Annotated in this window: 11 protein-coding genes; 9 read left to right on the plus strand and 2 right to left on the minus strand. The window is 38.3% G+C overall.

Annotation, left to right across the window (positions count from 1 at the left end; all coding sequences use genetic code 11):
- The first annotated feature begins 9 nt into the window (after nucleotides 1-9).
- Together NSU19_RS04070 and NSU19_RS04075 are read left to right on the plus strand one after the other, a co-directional pair.
- The gene (locus NSU19_RS04070; RefSeq protein ID WP_003353586.1) at nucleotides 10-1,122 is read left to right on the plus strand and encodes an RNA-guided endonuclease TnpB family protein; all 1,113 of its coding nucleotides are present in this window, start codon (nucleotides 10-12) and stop codon (nucleotides 1,120-1,122) included.
- Between the two features lie 253 nt (nucleotides 1,123-1,375).
- Nucleotides 1,376-2,890, plus strand: a complete 1,515-nt coding sequence (locus tag NSU19_RS04075; protein WP_339198902.1) for an acetyl-CoA hydrolase/transferase family protein — start codon at nucleotides 1,376-1,378, stop codon at nucleotides 2,888-2,890.
- A 1,048-nt stretch (nucleotides 2,891-3,938) separates the two neighbouring features.
- On the opposite strand, the gene NSU19_RS04080 is transcribed toward NSU19_RS04075, so the two are convergent.
- Nucleotides 3,939-5,066, minus strand: coding sequence for a glycerate kinase (locus tag NSU19_RS04080; RefSeq protein WP_339198905.1), 1,128 nt, complete (start codon nucleotides 5,064-5,066; stop codon nucleotides 3,939-3,941).
- Between the two features lies 1 nt (nucleotide 5,067).
- Complete coding sequence (locus tag NSU19_RS04085) at nucleotides 5,068-5,898, minus strand: MurR/RpiR family transcriptional regulator (RefSeq protein ID WP_339198907.1); 831 nt, start codon at nucleotides 5,896-5,898, stop codon at nucleotides 5,068-5,070.
- 157 nt (nucleotides 5,899-6,055) lie between these two features.
- On the opposite strand from NSU19_RS04085, the gene NSU19_RS04090 reads away from it, so the two are divergent.
- The 7 genes from NSU19_RS04090 to cas5b all read left to right on the plus strand — a co-directional run bounded on the left by NSU19_RS04090 (nucleotide 6,056) and on the right by cas5b (nucleotide 17,299).
- Entirely contained in the window at nucleotides 6,056-7,381 is a 1,326-nt protein-coding gene (locus tag NSU19_RS04090) for a 6-phospho-alpha-glucosidase (RefSeq protein ID WP_339198910.1), read from the plus strand.
- 96 nt (nucleotides 7,382-7,477) lie between these two features.
- Nucleotides 7,478-9,538, plus strand: coding sequence for a glucose-specific PTS transporter subunit IIBC (ptsG, locus tag NSU19_RS04095; protein ID WP_339198913.1), 2,061 nt, complete (start codon nucleotides 7,478-7,480; stop codon nucleotides 9,536-9,538).
- Nucleotides 9,539-9,978: 440 nt separating this feature from the next.
- Nucleotides 9,979-11,094, plus strand: coding sequence for an IS4 family transposase (locus tag NSU19_RS04100; RefSeq protein WP_339198915.1), 1,116 nt, complete (start codon nucleotides 9,979-9,981; stop codon nucleotides 11,092-11,094).
- A gap of 982 nt (nucleotides 11,095-12,076) precedes the next feature.
- Nucleotides 12,077-13,201 (plus strand): IS4 family transposase, encoded by a 1,125-nt coding sequence (locus NSU19_RS04105; protein WP_339198918.1) that lies wholly within the window; start codon nucleotides 12,077-12,079, stop codon nucleotides 13,199-13,201.
- Between the two features lie 254 nt (nucleotides 13,202-13,455).
- Complete coding sequence (locus NSU19_RS04110) at nucleotides 13,456-15,426, plus strand: TIGR02556 family CRISPR-associated protein (protein ID WP_339198920.1); 1,971 nt, start codon at nucleotides 13,456-13,458, stop codon at nucleotides 15,424-15,426.
- Between the two features lie 184 nt (nucleotides 15,427-15,610).
- Nucleotides 15,611-16,549, plus strand: coding sequence for a type I-B CRISPR-associated protein Cas7/Csh2 (cas7b, locus tag NSU19_RS04115; protein WP_339198922.1), 939 nt, complete (start codon nucleotides 15,611-15,613; stop codon nucleotides 16,547-16,549).
- Nucleotides 16,550-16,564: 15 nt separating this feature from the next.
- Nucleotides 16,565-17,299, plus strand: coding sequence for a type I-B CRISPR-associated protein Cas5b (cas5b, locus tag NSU19_RS04120; protein WP_339198925.1), 735 nt, complete (start codon nucleotides 16,565-16,567; stop codon nucleotides 17,297-17,299).
- Nucleotides 17,300-17,344: the final 45 nt, after the last annotated feature.

Consider the following 17,344-nt stretch of genomic DNA (forward strand, 5'->3'; position numbering starts at 1 on the left):
TGATTTGATATGGCCAAACAAAACAAAGCCTTCAAATTTCGTTTGTATCCGAATAAAGAACAGAAAATCCAATTAGCCAAAACATTTGGTTGTGTTCGCTTTGTCTACAATAAGATGCTGGAAGAACGTAAGGAAACGTATGAGAAATTCAAAAACGATAAAGAAACGCTTAAACAACAAGCATTCCCGACACCAGCGAAATACAAAGATGAATTTCCATTCCTAAAAGAAGTGGATTCTTTAGCTTTAGCAAACGCACAGATCAATTTGCAAAATGCTTATAAGAACTTTTTTGAAGGTCGTGCGGAGTTTCCTAAATTCAAAAGCAAGAAAAATAAACAATCTTACACAACCAATATGGTCAACGGCAATATTAAGCTAGAAAATGGTCATATCAAACTACCAAAAATCAAAAAGCCAATGAAAATGAACCGACATAGAGAAATACCTGCTGATTATAAAATCAAATCTTGTACTATTTCTAAAACAAAGACAGGTAAATATTATATTTCGATTTTGACAGAATACGAGAAAGATATTCAGTCAGTAAAGATTCAAAAAGTAGTTGGCTTAGATTTTGCTATGGACGGTCTATATGTCGAGAGTGAACAGGGTGAGAAAGCCAATTACCCACGGTACTATCGACAAGCATTAGACAAACTGGCAAAAGCACAACGAATTCTTTCTCGCAGAAAAAAAGGTTCTGCACGTTGGGAAAAACAACGTTTGAAAGTAGCAAAGTTACAAGAGAAAATTGCCAATCAACGCAAGAATTTTCTTCACCATAAATCAAAAGAATTAGCATCAACCTATGACGCAGTTATCATTGAGGACTTAGACATGAAAGGAATGTCTCAAGCCCTCAATTTTGGAAAAAGTGTTCATGATAATGGCTGGGGTATGTTCACTACTTTCTTAGAATACAAGCTAAAAGAACAAGGGAAACAACTTGTAAAAATCGATAAGTGGTTCCCTTCTACTAAGAAATGTTCTTGTTGTGGCAAGGAAAAAGAAATGCCATTATCTAAACGTGTATATGAATGTTCTTGCGGTTTTGTATTAGATCGTGATCACAATTCAGCAATCAATATCAAAAATGAAGGATTACGCATATTAGCATAAAGAATAATAACTTTCGGAACGAGAGGGTTAGCTCGGTCAATTTCCCGTCAATAGATAGGATTACCCGAGAAGCCCCCACTTCAAGCGACCCGCAAGAGTGGTAAGTGGAGGGTAGTTCACAAAATCGTTCTGTTTTAGTATAGAAATTAAGTTGTTTATCTGAATTTTCGGTCACTTATCCCCAAAACCTTGCCCCATTAACTTTTATCGGTAAAATAAATTTTAAATTCATTAAAGGGGAGATGATGGGGAAATGGACAATAAATTGGAAAGGATTGAAGATTTGCGTTTGCGCGATCGAATAGTCACAGCTGATGAAGCCGCATCATGGATCAAAGACGGGATGACTTTAGGGTTAAGCGGATTTACACGCGCGGGTGATGCGAAAGCGGTTCCATATGCGTTGGTAAAACGTGCAGAGCGAGAATCGTTTAAAGTAAATGTGTATACAGGAGCCTCTTTAGGTTCTGATATCGATAAAATGTTCACTGAAGCTGGCATTTTAGGCAAGAGGCTTCCTTTTCAGGCAGATCCTACGATGAGAAAAGGAATCAATCGGGGAGAATTTTTATTTGTCGATCAGCATTTGTCCCATACTGCTGAATTAGTGCGCTCAAATGTTATGTATCCAATCGATTTTGCAATTTTGGAAGCGGTTTCTATTACAAGAGATGGAATGGTTATTCCGACAACCTCCATTGGAAACTCGTTGACATTTGCCCAGCACGCAAAATCGATCATTATAGAGATTAATATGGCACAGCCTGCAGACTTAGTAGGAGTGCATGATTTGTATGAACCGGAGAAACAAGGGGAAAGAAAACCAATTCCGCTGACAAAATCGAATGATCGAATCGGTACGATCGGAATACCGATTGATATCGAGAAAGTAAAAGGAATTGTATTTACCAATCAGCTGGATTCACCGTCGACAATTGTGCCTCCGGATGAAGAAACAGTCATTATGGCGCAGCATTTGATAGAGTTTTTGCGTAAAGAAATTAAAGCCGGCCGGTTAACGGAACGTTTGGCCCCGCTGCAGTCAGGCATCGGTTCCGTCGCCAATGCAGTTCTTCATGGCTTGCTGGATTCAGAATTTGAGGATTTAGAGGTGTATTCTGAAGTATTGCAGGATGCAGTCTTTGATTTGATAGATGCGGGCAAAGTCCGTTTTGCCTCTTGTTGTTCGATTACCCTTTCAGAGCCGAAAATGAAGGACGTTTTCTCGAATTTTAAGAAATACCGCGACCGTTTAGTGCTGAGACCGCAGGAAATTTCCAACCATCCTGAAATTATTCGCCGGCTCGGTTTGATTTCCATTAACACAGCATTGGAAGTGGACATCTACGGCAACGTCAATTCAACCCACGTACTTGGAACGAAAATGATGAACGGCATTGGCGGATCCGGTGATTTTGCAAGAAATGCCCGCCTGGCGATTTTTGTGACAAAATCAATAGCGAAAGACGGAAACATATCAAGTATTGTTCCTTTTGTCTCCCATGTTGACCATACGGAGCATGACGTCGATGTCATCGTCACCGAGCAAGGGTATGCGGATCTCCGGGGCTTGGCGCCAAGAGAGCGTGTGGAACTGATTATCGAACGCTGCACCCATCCGATGTATCGCGACCAGCTTCGTGAATATTATCAGGAAGCTCTTGCAAGAGGAGGGCATACACCACATGTTTTAGAAAAAGCTCTTTCATGGCATATAAATTTTGCTAAAAACGGAACGATGCGTGAAGAGATTGCACATAGCGTTTAATCGGATGACAATTTATTCGTGCATTTTCTAGACATGCGAAGAGATCGGCATAGCTTGATCAAAGAAGGAATTTATCAACTAGAGATCAATTTTGTGGATATCACACAACAAATGTTTTCACCCCCTTAGCGTTAAAAGCACTAAACGAATGGACTTATTAATTGATACTGTACTGAAAAATTTAATAAAACATAAATTCGAGTTGAAGGCAGAAAACGATTGTTTTTGCGAAAATCATCATACAGAACGGATAGTGAGCGCTTTGATCAACTGTTTTCTGAGAATAAGGACGGATTTGCAATGGTTATTGATTACAGCGTCAACTGGTATCTAATGTTAATCGATCATTTTTCTGACGCAAATTGCTGTATCAGCCGATAAACTCGATACTGAAGTCGATATTCCGGAAGTCGTCAATCTCGTGTTTTTTCAAGAAAGGACGTTCGACATCAAATTTTTGGCAAATAATTCGGTTCAGAACACGCTTATATAAAGACTTACTAGGATTGGAGAAGTTAATACGCATTCACCTTTTTGGCAATTTTGAGTTTTTCTGCGAAAATCCAAAAGGAATGGAAGGAAATAGTTTAACGGAACGGTTGTTTAACATCGAAGTCGAAATCATTAAAGAACTTTAGCATTTGCAGCACCAAGAAGAAAAGTATATGGGTTAAAAACGGAGTTATGGAATAAAAGTTGAAAGAACCGTTTAAACGTGCAGGAAGCATTATAGACTTGTTTAAAGACAACATGGATGATCGTGAGGAAAATGATCTGTATTCGATAATTTAACACAAAATTGTGAAGATATTGTCGGTGCTTAATGGAATACATCTATTATTCTTTTACCTTCATTACAAAAGAGGCATCTTAGATGTTGAACAAGATCTTAGATGCCTCTCTAATGTGGAAATTTGGAGATTTGCCGGTCAACCTTCTAGATAAAATTGAGATGGAATAAGGGGAAAGTTATTTTTGCAGTATTCAACATAAAAATCCGAAAAAAAATTTCCCCATCTGGATTATAAAAGCGAAAACCTGGATCCGATTATATCTTCAAAGAGTGAATAAGATGCATCACTTGCTTCGTCTGATTGTACAATAGCTGTTTTGCCTGATCCATACATTCCTCAATCGTCAATGGTTTAGTAATAATCGAAAAGACTCCGTGAAATTTGCTGCGGAGCACATCCAAATTGCCTGCAAGCGAGCCGGATATTAATATCGTTGGAACTCCGTATATTTGAGCGAGATCAGCGATATAGCCGGGCGCTTTTCCGTATAATGTTTGTTCATCGCTTTGTCCTTCTCCTGTAATGACAAGATCCGCCTGCTCTATTGCTTCCTTCAAGTTCGAAGCTTCTGCTACAAGCTCAGCACCGGATATAAGCTTTGCGCCTAGTACAAGGAATGCAAATCCCAAGCCTCCTGCTGCCCCTGCACCTTTCACGTTATTGAAGACTTTTCCTTGCTGCTTCTCAATAAGAGCAGCAAATCGGGCCAATGCTTCGTCGTAAATCGGTATTTGTTTGCTGCTGGCACCTTTTTGCGGTCCGTAAACTGCGCTGGCACCTTTTTCACCACATAGCGGATTGTCCACATCACAAGCAACCTTTATTGTAATATGTTCCAATCTCGGATCCAAACGGTCGAAACTTACTTGATTGACCTCCAATAAATCTTTTCCGAAAATCCCCGCTTCTTTTCCTTCTTTATCCCAAGCTTTCATGCCAAGCGCCTGTAAAAAGCCAAGGCCCCCATCATTTGTAGCACTGCCGCCAAGCCCGATAATAAACGATTTACAGCCTTTATCCAATGCATCTTTCATCACTTCGCCAAGTCCGAAAGTAGTGGTCACATCCGGGTTTCGTTGTGAAGGAGGCACTTGGACAAGCCCAGCGATATTGGCAACTTCAATAGCAGCCGTATTATTTTCGAGGATGGCATAATATGTTTTTATTTTTTTGCCCAAGGGGCCTGTACAGGTTACCTCAATGCGATCCCCGGCTGAAGAGGCTAACAATGCATCGACTGTTCCTTCTCCACCGTCAGCCATTGGCTTTGTTCTTACTGTATCACCATAATGAAGGTCAAGTATTGCTTGTTTCATAATATTTGCTGCTTGAGAAGAGGTCAGACTCCCTTTAAAAGAATCAGGTGCTACGACAATATTCATTTTAGCTGCCTCCTTTGTTTGTCTGATATCCTTCCGAATTTTTAAAAACGATAGAGTAAACGAGATAAATGGAATTAATTACACTCAGCATATTGATTTCTTCCAAAATAGGTGATTTAAAGGATTCTAGTTTGCAGCTGCTCACTTTGATGATTTGTTTCGCATTCTGTGCTAAATAGCCTTTTTCATTGCCTGTAATCGCAACGATAGGAATGCCTCTCTTCTTTAATACCTTTACTAGCTGAACGATAAATCTTGTTTCTCCGGAAAAAGAAATGACAACGGCTAAATCTCTGGGCGTAAGTGATTCTGCTTCGGAAATTTGATTTTCATGGTTGCTGTACGCAGTAGCATATTTGCCCAGACGAATAAATTTGAATTGTGCATTTCTTGCAATGAGATGCGAAAATGTTACCCCAAAAAAAGCAACTTTTTTTGAGTGATGGATTTCGTGAACAACTTGAATGATTTCCTTTGAGCGGAGAAATTGCTCTGTTTGCTTCAGAGAAGCATGTAATTCGTCATAATATTCGTTTATTTGTTTTAGATTAAATTTCGTTTTAAGGTTTTGATAGTCTACTTCGGTATCATTAAATTCAATAAATGATCTGGCATATTCTTTAAGCTCTTTAAACGTAATATTTTCAAAGCGCTGACAAAATCGGGTGATCGTTGCAGGTGATGTATGGCACGCTTCAGCTAATTCATAAATGGACATTTTCGGGATTTTTTCCACATTCCTCAAAATATATTCGGCAATAATGATTTCTGATTTTGTTTGGTCTGTTGAAGATTCAATGAAGTTTAATAATTTAGCCATAAAGTTGTACATCGAATCACTCCGGATTTCATATTTATTGTATGCTCTATTATAAATGACCATGAAAAAAGTTTCATAAAATGAAATTTTTCCTGTCTTTGTTTTTTCGTTCGTTAAGATATCGGTAGAAGCAGTTACATGAAAAATTACTACCAGGAGCTGAAACACAATGAAAAAATTCAATGTACTTATTGTTGGCGGGGGGAGTACTTGGACGCCAGGGCTTTTAAAAGCAATTTGCTCGCGTCAAGATACTTTCCCGATCAACCGATTGGTCATGTATGATATCAATTACGAACGCCAAAAAATAATTGGCGAATTTGCGAAAGTGCTCTTTAAAGAAGAGTACCCTGACATTCATTTTAGCTATACAACAGATAAAGAGGAAGCATTCACGGAAGATATCGATTTTGTTTTTGTGCAAATGCGTACTGGCGGCTATGAAATGCGTGAAAAAGACGAAAAGATCCCGTTGAAACTAGGGGTTATCGGTCAGGAAACATGTGGGCCGGGCGGTTTTGCTTACGGTATGAGATCGATCCGCGATATGATTCAATTGGTCAAGGATGTCAGAAGCAAAACGAAAGACGCATGGATTTTAAACTACACAAATCCTGCTGCTATCGTTGCGATTGCGTTACAGCAAATGTTTCCTGATGATAAAAGAATCCTCAATATTTGCGACCAGCCTGAAAACTTGCTTCGTTCGTACGGCCGTTTATTAAATATGAATGAACGTGATTTTGATCCTGTATACTTCGGATTAAATCACTTTGGCTGGTTTACTCATTTATATGATCCGCAAGGCAATGACAAATTGCCTGAGTTAAGGGAAATGATTTTGAAAAACGGCTTCCGTCCGGCTGACTACGAGCAAAGGGATAAATCATGGCTCGAAACGTATGCCATGGTGCAGCAAATGGTGCGAGATTTTCCGGACTATTTGCCGAATACGTATTTACAGTATTATTTATATCCAGATAAAGTGCTGAAAAAATTGAATCCGGATTTTACGCGTGCAAATGAAGTACAAGCCGGAAGAGAGAAACGCGTATTTGAAGATTGTGTGCGCGTTGCTGAAACAGGAACCGCAAAAGATTCCAACGTAGTAGCAAATGATGCGCATGGCGAGTTTATCTTAATTGTTGCAGAATCCATTGCATACAACAAAGGCGACAATTTTATTGTCATTTTGAAAAATGATGGAATCATCAGCAATTTGCCGGATGATGCGATGGTTGAAGTGGCTGCAAGTATAACCTCAAACGGGCCTAGACCATACGCAGTTGGAGAAATTCCAACATTCTATAAAGGATTGATTGAAGGGCAATATGCGTATGAAAAACTTACTGTGGAAGCATATATGGAAGGCTCATACGCCAAAGCGCTGCAAGCTTTAACTTTAAATCGTACAGTGGTATCTGCAGCAAAAGCAAGAGAGGTATTGGATGCCTTAGTCGAAGCCAATAAAGAATACTGGCCGGAATTGCGATAATAACTTGTCCGTGCAGGGAGCCGTTATGACTCCCTGCTTGAAAAATAGCTGGAATGTATCCGCTTTCTATATCTTATCTAGGAGGGGAGCTATGAAATGAAGAAGGTATTTAACTTTGATTTCTTTCAGAGAATTGGCAAAACTTTTATGGTTATAATTTCTTTGCTTCCTGCAGCCGGTTTATTGTTGGGAATCGGTACAACGTTACAATCTCCATATTTAATCGAATATTTGCCTTTTTTAGATTTAGGATTTTGGAAAACGATTTCTGATTTAATGAAGGGTGCAGGAAAAGCGATATTTGGGAACTTAGGTGTTTTGTTCGCTATCGGTATAGCGGGGAGCTGGACCGGTGGAAAAGCGGCAGCCTCCTTATCAGCTCTTGTTGGTTATTTAGTTATGCATACCGTTATCGGGATTGTCCTTGGAATCACGCCGGAAAACGTATCGGAACCAGGGCGTGTACTTGAGTTAGGGATCCCGACACTTCAAATCGGTGTTTTTGGCGGTATCATCATCGGGTTTGTAGCAGCAGTTCTTTATGAAAAATATCATGATTTCAAAATGCCGGAAATGCTATCCTTTTTCGGCGGTTCACGATTTGTTCCTATTATAACAGCAGGTTATTCAATCATTATTGCACTGATTTTGGCCTTTGTTTGGCCGCATGTACAAGACGGCATTTATGCACTTGGAACTGCCTTATCTGGAGAAAATACGCCGCCACTTTACATGTTCATTTATGGACTAGTAGAACGTGCCCTTATTCCGTTTGGATTGCATCATATTTTCTATATCCCAATTCGTTTTTCGGAAGTTGGCGGAACGTATACAACACTTGCTGGATCTGTCGTTTCCGGGGATACGGCAATGTATATGGCTCAGCTTGCGGATAAACAAGTAAATGATGCCGTTGAAATAACAGCAGGAAGATTTATGGCAGGGAAATTCCCGTTTGTTCTGTTTGGTCTGCCAGCGGTAGCGTTAGCAATGTATCACATGGCAAAACCGAAAAACAAAAAAGCTGTAGCAGGCTTATTATTGACTGCTGCGGGAACAGCATTTTTTACAGGAATTACAGAGCCGCTTGAATTCACGTTCTTGTTCGTAGCGCCATTATTATACGTTTTCCACACATTAATGGCAGGGCTGTCATTTATGCTGATGTATGTTTTAGATGTGAATGTTGGATATGCCGGCGGATCCGGAATCATTGATTTTATCTTATTTGGTATATTACCTGGTGTTGGAGAGCCATGGTGGTATGTCATTATCGTTGGTCTGGCAATGGCTGTTGTTTACTACGTTGTATTCAGATGGGCTATTAAAAAGTGGGATCTTCTTACACCAGGACGCGGAGATGAAGATTCGAACAGACTTTATACTAGAAAAGATTACGAAGAAAAAACAAATAGAAAAAGTGATGAATCTGTTGTCAATCAAAAAGCGTATGAAGTCTTAGCAGCACTTGGCGGAAAAGAAAATATCAATAATCTTGATGCATGTATTACACGTTTAAGAGTAGGTGTAAAAAACAAAGGCGCTGTTAATAAAGAAAAACTGAAAGCTCTTGGTGCTTCAGGCGTATTGGAGGTAGGAAATGGAGTTCAAGCAATATTTGGACCTACTTCAGACACGTTAAAAAATCAAATTTTAGATATCATGAATCAGGAAACAAACGAATATAAAGAAGAATCAACTATTAGTTTCGTAGCGCCATTATCAGGAAAGGTTGTTTCATTGGAAGAAGTGCCTGATGAAGTTTTCTCTCAAAAAATGATGGGCGACGGCATTGCTGTTCAACCAACAAGCGGAGATGTCTATTCCCCGGTTGACGGTGAAATCGTCGATGTATTCCCAACCAAGCACGCCATTACACTTCGTTCAGATGAAGGAGCAGAGCTGTTGATTCATTTAGGACTAGAAACAGTGAACTTAAAAGGAGAAGGCTTTGAAATAAAAGTTTCACCTAAAGACAAAATCAAAAAAGGAGATCTTATCGCACAATTCGCCATTGATCAAATTGGCGAAAAAGGGTACAACACCATTACTCCTATTATTTTACTGAACGGAGATCAGTTTAAAATCGACCATAGTAGTTATCCATCCAGCGTAGTTGGAGGAAAAGACGTATTAATCAAGGCTCAGAAAGGATAAGATCGATCATCCATGGAGATAACAGTACGGTACTATACACAAAAAACAATGATGACAACGATATGGAATAATGAGACATCCGTATTTCCGCAACGTACCTAGGTTTATAGAAACGATTTTTAATACATGTCTTTTTCAAATAAGATTGGGCGTACTTTCATCTTCTCAAAATAAAAGGTTTGAAAACACATGGGTATTCAGTTATAATAGGTACCATTTTATTTCCCAATCCTACTGCATGTGCGTCATATTGTTAGTATGCGATTGGCTTGTTAAAATATTTCATTTAATATATAATAACACTAGCATTGCAGTAATTAAATCTGATGATTCAAAATACTAAGAATGTTCAATTTTTTATTGATTTCGAAACAAAAAAATCCTTTACAATGGAAGTACAGGTGGTTCCTGTCCAAATCCAATCGTAAAGGATAAGCGTTATGGACAAGAATACACTAATTTCATCATTTGGTAAATGGGTTTCACCCATAAATATTCAAAAACTTAGCGAACAAGTCAAAGAATTGAAACAGGACTATTACACAAAAAAGCTGACAACAGAAGCCTATATTAAACTTTTATTGGTAGCCCAGCTGCTCGAATTTAAGAGCTTAGAGGAAATGAGTGATGCACTTGTAGACGAAGATCTTCAAAAAGCACTCGGATTTGAATCGATAAGTGCCTCTCAGCTATCCCGAAAAAACAATCAGATCCACCCACTAATTCTTGCAAGTTTGTTCTTGGATCTTGTTTGGAAAATTCAACGGTACCATTATCAAAACGGAAAGAATATGCCACTGAAAATCATTGATTCAAGTACACTCCCGTTGAATTTGACCCATTATAAATGGGCAAAATTCCGGAAAACAAAAGCTGGTGTAAAGCTACACTTACGGCTCGTTTTCATGGATAAAGACACCGTCTATCCTGAAAAAGCAGTGATTACGACAGCAAAAGAACATGACCGAAATCAACTCGAAGTCCTAGTGGATGATCAAGAAGCCATGTATGTGTTTGACCGCGGTTATGTGGACTATGAACGTTTTGATCGGATGACAGATGATGGCTATTTCTTCGTTTCAAGACTGAAGAAAAACGCAGTCATTCGTGAAGTCTATACATTTTCACTTCCTGATGATTGTCACGTTCTATCCGATAAAATGGTCTACATTGGTACCACACAAAATCGTACTGAAAATGTCTTTCGTCTACTAGAAGTTATGGACACAAAAGGGAACTTACTTCGTTTCATCACCAACCGATTTGATTTAAAACCAGAAGAGATAAGTGATATTTACCGATCTCGCTGGGCTATTGAACTCTTTTTCAAATGGCTCAAGCAACACGTAGAAATTAAGCACTTTTATGGAATGAGTGAAACAGCTATTCAAAATCAAATTTTCTTAGCCCTGATCACGTATTGCTTACATGTTCTCATTCAATTGGAGATGAAAAGTAAGAAATCCCTACTTCGAATTACTCGTTGGTTAAAGAGAGCTCTGTGGAAACCAGCTTATGTTTGGTTGCGAAAATTTGATGGGCGAGCCAGTCCATAATCTCCCTTTTGTCGTTGTCGCTCTGGTTTAACTGTATATATTTACCAAATGGGCAGTGCCACCTTTCTTTAGGTTTTGTCTTTTTGGCACAAATTCACAAAAGCTAATTAACAGAAAATTCTAACTATATTTATGCAATGCTAATGATATAATAAATATTATAGTTATCATTTTCCATATCTTAGCTTATTAAAGCATTGAAACATTGATAATGTAATTATTATCTTACCTACTTAGGACTAAATATAATTTTCATAGCAAAGATGATGTATAAAAATTTTTGTGTCAAGCATTTGGCTAGACCAAATTTATGATTCATATAAGCAGTATTCAGAGTGTGATGTACACGACCAATACCATGGAGTAAACGATCAAGTAGTATCCAAGATTTGAGAAATAGGTAAGGTGAAAGTTAAGAGGATTTGTCGAAGCACAGAAGGCCCTTCAACGTATGTATGTTTGAAGAATATTTTAATCATAAAGGAATAAGGAAATTTTCTCTTCTCACATAAAGACTGAATATTCAGTCTTTTTTTTAGGTGAAACATATCTCTATTGATTCCAAATCGTTTCAGAGATATCTTATTTTTATAAATAACAAAAAATTCTTGACATTAATTTTCTGAATAAATAAAATTTAATTGATAATGTAATTATATAAAAAATGAGGAGGTGTAAAAATATTTGAAAGAACAATTGTTAATGTGTCGACTATATCAATTATAGAAGAGGGAAATGGTGTAAGGAAAATATCGAAAAAATTTACTTACATGAAGAAATAAAAAAGGATGATTGGATATTTAGAAGACATTAAGCCAGTTTAGGAAATTATTTGTATTTTTGAACACACTAGCGTCGCATTAAAATTATACAATTCGATTAATATTACAGAATATTCTGTTAGTAAACTTCTCCATAAAAAAATCCTTTATAATGGTTTGGTGGTAGTAACCTATCCAAATCCAATATAAAGGAGCATAGCATGAATAAGTTTACACGAAAAACATCTTTTGAACAATGGTTTTCACCGATTAATTCTTCATTATTTACAGAATTAGTGGAAAGCCATCAATTAAATCGCTATACCAAGAAGCTTTATATGGCTTCTTTTGTGAAACTCCTTTTATATGCAGGGCTTCATGAAACAGAGAGTTTGCGTGCATTAAGCGATGCGGTCTTCTCCGAAGAATTACAGCGAGCAACAGGATTACAATCGATTAGCTTTTCACAGTTAGGAAGACGAATCAATGTGATTCCAACCGTTTTCTTTCAAACGATTTTTCTCGATTTAGTGGAACAAATTCATCAGAAAACTCATTTTCAAACGCGAAGAAAAATGACAAGGCCACTCAAAATCATTGATTCGAGTACGTTACCTCTGAATTTGACCAACCATAAGTGGGCCGAGTTTCGAAAAACAAAGTCAGGTGTCAAGTTACACTTGCGCCTGGTTTTCATGGAAAAAGGGTACTCATATCCGGACAAAGCAGTTTTGACGAACGCCATTGAACACGATCGAGGTCAACTAGAGGTATTTATTGATGACAAAGAATGCCTGTACGTGTTTGACCGTGGTTACTTAGATTATGAACGTTTTGATCGTATGACAGATGATGGCTATTTCTTTGTTTCACGATTACGGAAAAACGCTGTAGTTCGTGTATTGGAGACCTTTTCTCTGCCGAAAAATTCATCTGTTTTGTCTGATGAAATGGTGGTCATTGGCACCACACAAAATCGTTCTGAGAATGCGTTCCGTTTACTGAAATTGGTTGATACAAAAGGAAACACACTGCATTTACTCACAAATCGTTTCGACATAAGTGCAGATGAAATAGCAGAAATCTATAAATCGCGCTGGGCGATTGAATTGTTTTTCAAATGGATGAAACAACATTTAAACATTAAAAAGTTCTATGGACACAGTGAACAAGCAGTACACAACCAAGTGTACATGGCGATGATTGTGTATTGCTTAAATGTATTAGCACAGCTGAATACGAATAGCCATCGTAGTTATTTACAAATAAGTCGCTATTTAAAAGCAGCTTTATGGAAATCTGCACACATTTGGTTACGAAAAATAAAAGGGAAGAGTGTCCCGTAAGGTTGAGTTGTCGTTGTCTCATTCGTCTTAGGTTATAGGTAAAAAATGGATGTTTACTACCTTTATTATGGTGTTTTCACTTTTTACCAATTTCATGAAAAAATATAGACTGAAAATTCAAAATTTATTTAAGCGACACTAGTGTTTTGAACAAAATGTTAAATTATACAAAAAATATTGAAATAAAAGATGGTATTGGTAGAATTTAAATGGATTGTAAAAATTTATATTCCTCTTTAAAGGAGGTGCAGACGGTGATAAAAACGATTTACACCCTTGGAAATAAGTATTTAATCGAAGAAAAACCAGCTGTTATTCAAGCAATAACGCTGCCTATTGCAAGATCATATGATTCAACTAAATATGTAATCATTGTCGACTTTTCTATTAAAGATAAAAAAGTCAAAATAACGCCAAAAGAAATAAGCGAATCTACCTCATTAGAGTTGCTATGGATTGGTACAGCGGATGGAGCAGCGAGCCCACAATGGTTTGGAACGGTGAGCAATGTCGAATATTTGCTTAGTCAAACAATTACAAATCTTCTCGAACGTTGGAATCAAGAGGATTCCTATTATTCTCTTTTAAAGAGAGCACAAGATGTTTTTTTCTTGGATCTTGGCGCGGCCAAAAAATCAGATGAACGATACCGCTATGTTTTTAATCCAGCATATGTTGGCGGCGAATTGACGGAAAAAGAGGCGAAAAAAGCGGTTAAGGAAGCAGCGAAGCAGTTTCAAGCTTTTATTGAAAAAGAAGCCAATGTTAGCATCAAAGATGTCCTCTTGTATTCCCTTGCCATTAACGGACAGCTCGCAGTTTCGCAGCCAGAATATGAACGGCTTGTTATTGCAGAGAAACTAAGTGTATTTGAAGAGTCGAAAAAGGGAGTATGCGCCCTTACAAACAAAGAAGACTTTGTGACAGGAGAAACGACAAAACTGAAATTTAACTACTACATAAACGATAAAATCAGCTTTGCGAGCGACCTTGAGAAAAAATCATTCGTTAAAAACTTATCCATCAGCAAAGATGCCTATCAAGCGATTATGGCAGGAGAAGCGTACATTCTCCGCAACTTCAATACTCGTTTCAGCGGCCTTCCTTGTTATATCATCCCAGACTTTTTATATGATGTGCCGTTTGAAGATGCTCCGCTTCAAGATATTAGCAAACGCATTAACCAGTTTGTTCGAACTGTAAAAACAGTCGAAACGGCAGAAGCATTGCATCGAGACGTAGAAGACTACAAAGAATTTGAAGATCAAATGGACAACCATATTTCGCTACATTTTCTTTTTTACACAAAAGCGCAGTCAGCTTTAAAGGTGAATAAACTGTTATCCGATGTTCCTCTCACTCATTTGCGCCGACTAGGTTACGAGATGCGAAAAGCAGGGGAAATAGGACAACACTTTTTTGGCAATGAAAAATTCAATCTCGGCTTGGAATCGATCTATTACTTAATTCCGATGCGGGTTCAACGTGGGGAAAACTTTGAAAAACGTAAAATTTTGCAAGTATATGAGTCGCTATTAATAAATAAAACGCTTTCATACCAATGGTTGATCACGCAATTTGTGCAGCTTGCCAAAGTGCATATGTATGCTAACTATAACCTTTATCAATATAGTAACGACAAGGAAGAATCCAATGATTTTCGATTAGTGAATGCGATGGTGCGAGCGCAATTGTTCTTAAAAATGCTGCAAAACCTTAACTTAATTAAGGAGGAAAGGGAGATGACAAAGATTACATATGATTTGCCTGATGCCGATATGGTCGAGTATATGGAAACCATGAATTATAATGTCGCGCAAAGTTCTTTATTTTTGCTTGGCTATTTAATCGCGAGAATTGGTTCTGCGCAAGTCGGCAAAGCAAATGAACGAGCAGAAGCGCTCGGACAAGCCCGGGGTGGCAGAACAGCAAACAAGCCGATTTTATCGAAGATTAATTATCATGGCATGAACAAGCAAAAACTGATGATGCTTTCAAGCGAAGTATTTGAAAAGCTGAGACAACTTAAAATCGCTTCCTTACAAAATGAAGCTGTTTATGCGGAACATAAACGTCTCTTTGATTCAGCATTGCAGGGAAAATGGAATTTATCCGATCGTGAAAGCGTTTTTTATTTGTTATCTGGCTACGCATATGGCACAAAGCGGATTTTAAACAGCATCAAAAAGGATAATTCCGACCCTGATTTTGAAAATGAAAAATAAAGTATTACGAATGGAAAGGAAGAAGAGATTCCCCAAATACTGCGAAAAGTCCAATCCTGTATAAGATAAGATGGGGGGAGCTCTTCCTTCCAAATAGTAAACAATTGGTCAAGGCATTTGGATAAACTGCAAAATCTCTTAAAAAATCATTTCTAACATTAATTATATACGAGGAGGAATGAAAATGAATAATAGCGATATTTTATTCCTTTACGATGCGAAGTTAACAAATCCAAACGGCGATATTGACGAAGAAAATCGTCCGCGTATGGATTATGAACGTTCATTAAACTTAGTGAGTGATGTGCGTTTAAAACGATATATTCGCGATTATTTGGAACAGCTCGGAAACGAAATTTTTGTAGGTAAAGTCGATGGAGAAACGGTCAATGCGACAGAACGTATTAAGCGTTTATTTGAGAAAAAGTATGATGGAAAAGTGAACCTTAATAAACTATCAAAAGAGGAACAAAACTGGATGCTTGAGCAATTTACTGATGTCCGCATGTTCGGTGCGACAATGCCGATTAAATCGGAGGATAAAGGAAGCTCCATGACGTTTACTGGTCCGATTCAGTTTAACTGGGGCTACTCGTTAAATAAAGTCACGCTTGTCGAATCGGCAAGTATTACCTCGCATTTCGGTTCCGATGATAAAAATGACGGCGGTAATATCGGCAAAGACTATCGTGTCTATTATTCATTTTTGGCGTTTCATGGCATCATAAGCGGTCATCGCGCGGTGCATACGAGATTGACCAAAGAAGATGTCCGTTTATTTGATCAAGCGGTTGTTAAAGCGATTCCATTGAGCGCAACACGTAGCAAAGTCGGACAATACCCTCGTCTTTACTTACGTGTAGAATATCATTCTCCTGAATTTATTACCGGCGATTTGCGAGATTTGGTGAGTTTAGAGGAAACAGAAGGGCTGCGCAGCATTTCCGAAGTTAATTTGCATGTTGATGCACTTGTGAATAAACTTTTGGAAGTAAATGGTGAAATTGCCCGCATCCATTACTGGCAAGATTCTAATTTATTGTTGAATTATGAAGGACAAAAAGGGATGCTAACAGCTCTTGTTCCATCCGAGTTGGCGGATAAACTCGTTCCTGTATTGTGAAAAAGGGTGACGTTTATGAAGATACTTATTTTTGACCTTATCGGGAAGATGGGACATTTCCGAAAAATCGATACGAACTCATCTTCGCTTTCGTACTCTTTTCCGCCGCGAACAACGATTGTTGGCATACTCGCTGGTATTTTAGGAATGGAGCGCGACAGTTATTATGAAGTGTTTTCACCGAATCAATGCCAAATTGCGCTATCTGTTCGCACGCCGATTCGCAAAGTGATGCAAACAGTCAATTATATGTTTGTGAAGTCAAAAGCCCATTTAAACAATAGTGGAGGACATACGCAAATTCCCCTTGAGTTAGTACTTCCCGGGGGAGAAGAAGCCAATGTGCGGTACCGCATTTATTTTTCCCACTCTGACCGATCTATCTATGAAAGCGTGAGGGGAAGAATCCAATCAAGCCGATATGTTTATCCGCCGTATTTAGGGCTTTCTGAATTACTTGGGCAGTTAAACTGGGTTGCCGAAGCAGAGGGAACGGTAATGGAAAGTCGTGATGCGGTGCCGATCCATTCTGTTGTGCGAATTCCTAATTTGCGTGAGCGATCGATCCAATTTTCAAAGGAAACTCGCTTTTTAAAAGAATTTATGACACGCCAGTTTACAAATGAGCGGATGATTCAAGAAACAGACTATTACTTATTTGAACGAGCGCGGCAATTAGTGGCTATTCCGGCTGTACCGTATGTATCCGTTGCTTATGGGGGAGAAAAAGAAAACATTTTATGGATGTAAGGCAGCGGTGACCTCATCGCTGCTTTATTTCTAGGGGTGAAGCAT

Source organism: Aeribacillus sp. FSL k6-2211 (assembly GCF_037966125.1).
In the GTDB taxonomy this organism is placed as follows: domain Bacteria; phylum Bacillota; class Bacilli; order Bacillales; family Aeribacillaceae; genus Aeribacillus; species Aeribacillus composti.

Bases quoted from the DNA above. Each gene is read 5' to 3' on its own strand.
- NSU19_RS04070 (WP_003353586.1), top strand. From the start codon at position 10: ATGGCCAAACAAAACAAAGCCTTCAAATTTCGTTTGTATCCGAATAAA.
- NSU19_RS04075 (WP_339198902.1), top strand. From the start codon at position 1,376: ATGGACAATAAATTGGAAAGGATTGAAGATTTGCGTTTGCGCGATCGA.
- NSU19_RS04080 (WP_339198905.1), bottom strand. From the start codon at position 5,066: ATGAATATTGTCGTAGCACCTGATTCTTTTAAAGGGAGTCTGACCTCT.
- NSU19_RS04085 (WP_339198907.1), bottom strand. From the start codon at position 5,898: ATGTACAACTTTATGGCTAAATTATTAAACTTCATTGAATCTTCAACA.
- NSU19_RS04090 (WP_339198910.1), top strand. From the start codon at position 6,056: ATGAAAAAATTCAATGTACTTATTGTTGGCGGGGGGAGTACTTGGACG.
- ptsG (WP_339198913.1), top strand. From the start codon at position 7,478: ATGAAGAAGGTATTTAACTTTGATTTCTTTCAGAGAATTGGCAAAACT.
- NSU19_RS04100 (WP_339198915.1), top strand. From the start codon at position 9,979: ATGGACAAGAATACACTAATTTCATCATTTGGTAAATGGGTTTCACCC.
- NSU19_RS04105 (WP_339198918.1), top strand. From the start codon at position 12,077: ATGAATAAGTTTACACGAAAAACATCTTTTGAACAATGGTTTTCACCG.
- cas7b (WP_339198922.1), top strand. From the start codon at position 15,611: ATGAATAATAGCGATATTTTATTCCTTTACGATGCGAAGTTAACAAAT.
- cas5b (WP_339198925.1), top strand. From the start codon at position 16,565: ATGAAGATACTTATTTTTGACCTTATCGGGAAGATGGGACATTTCCGA.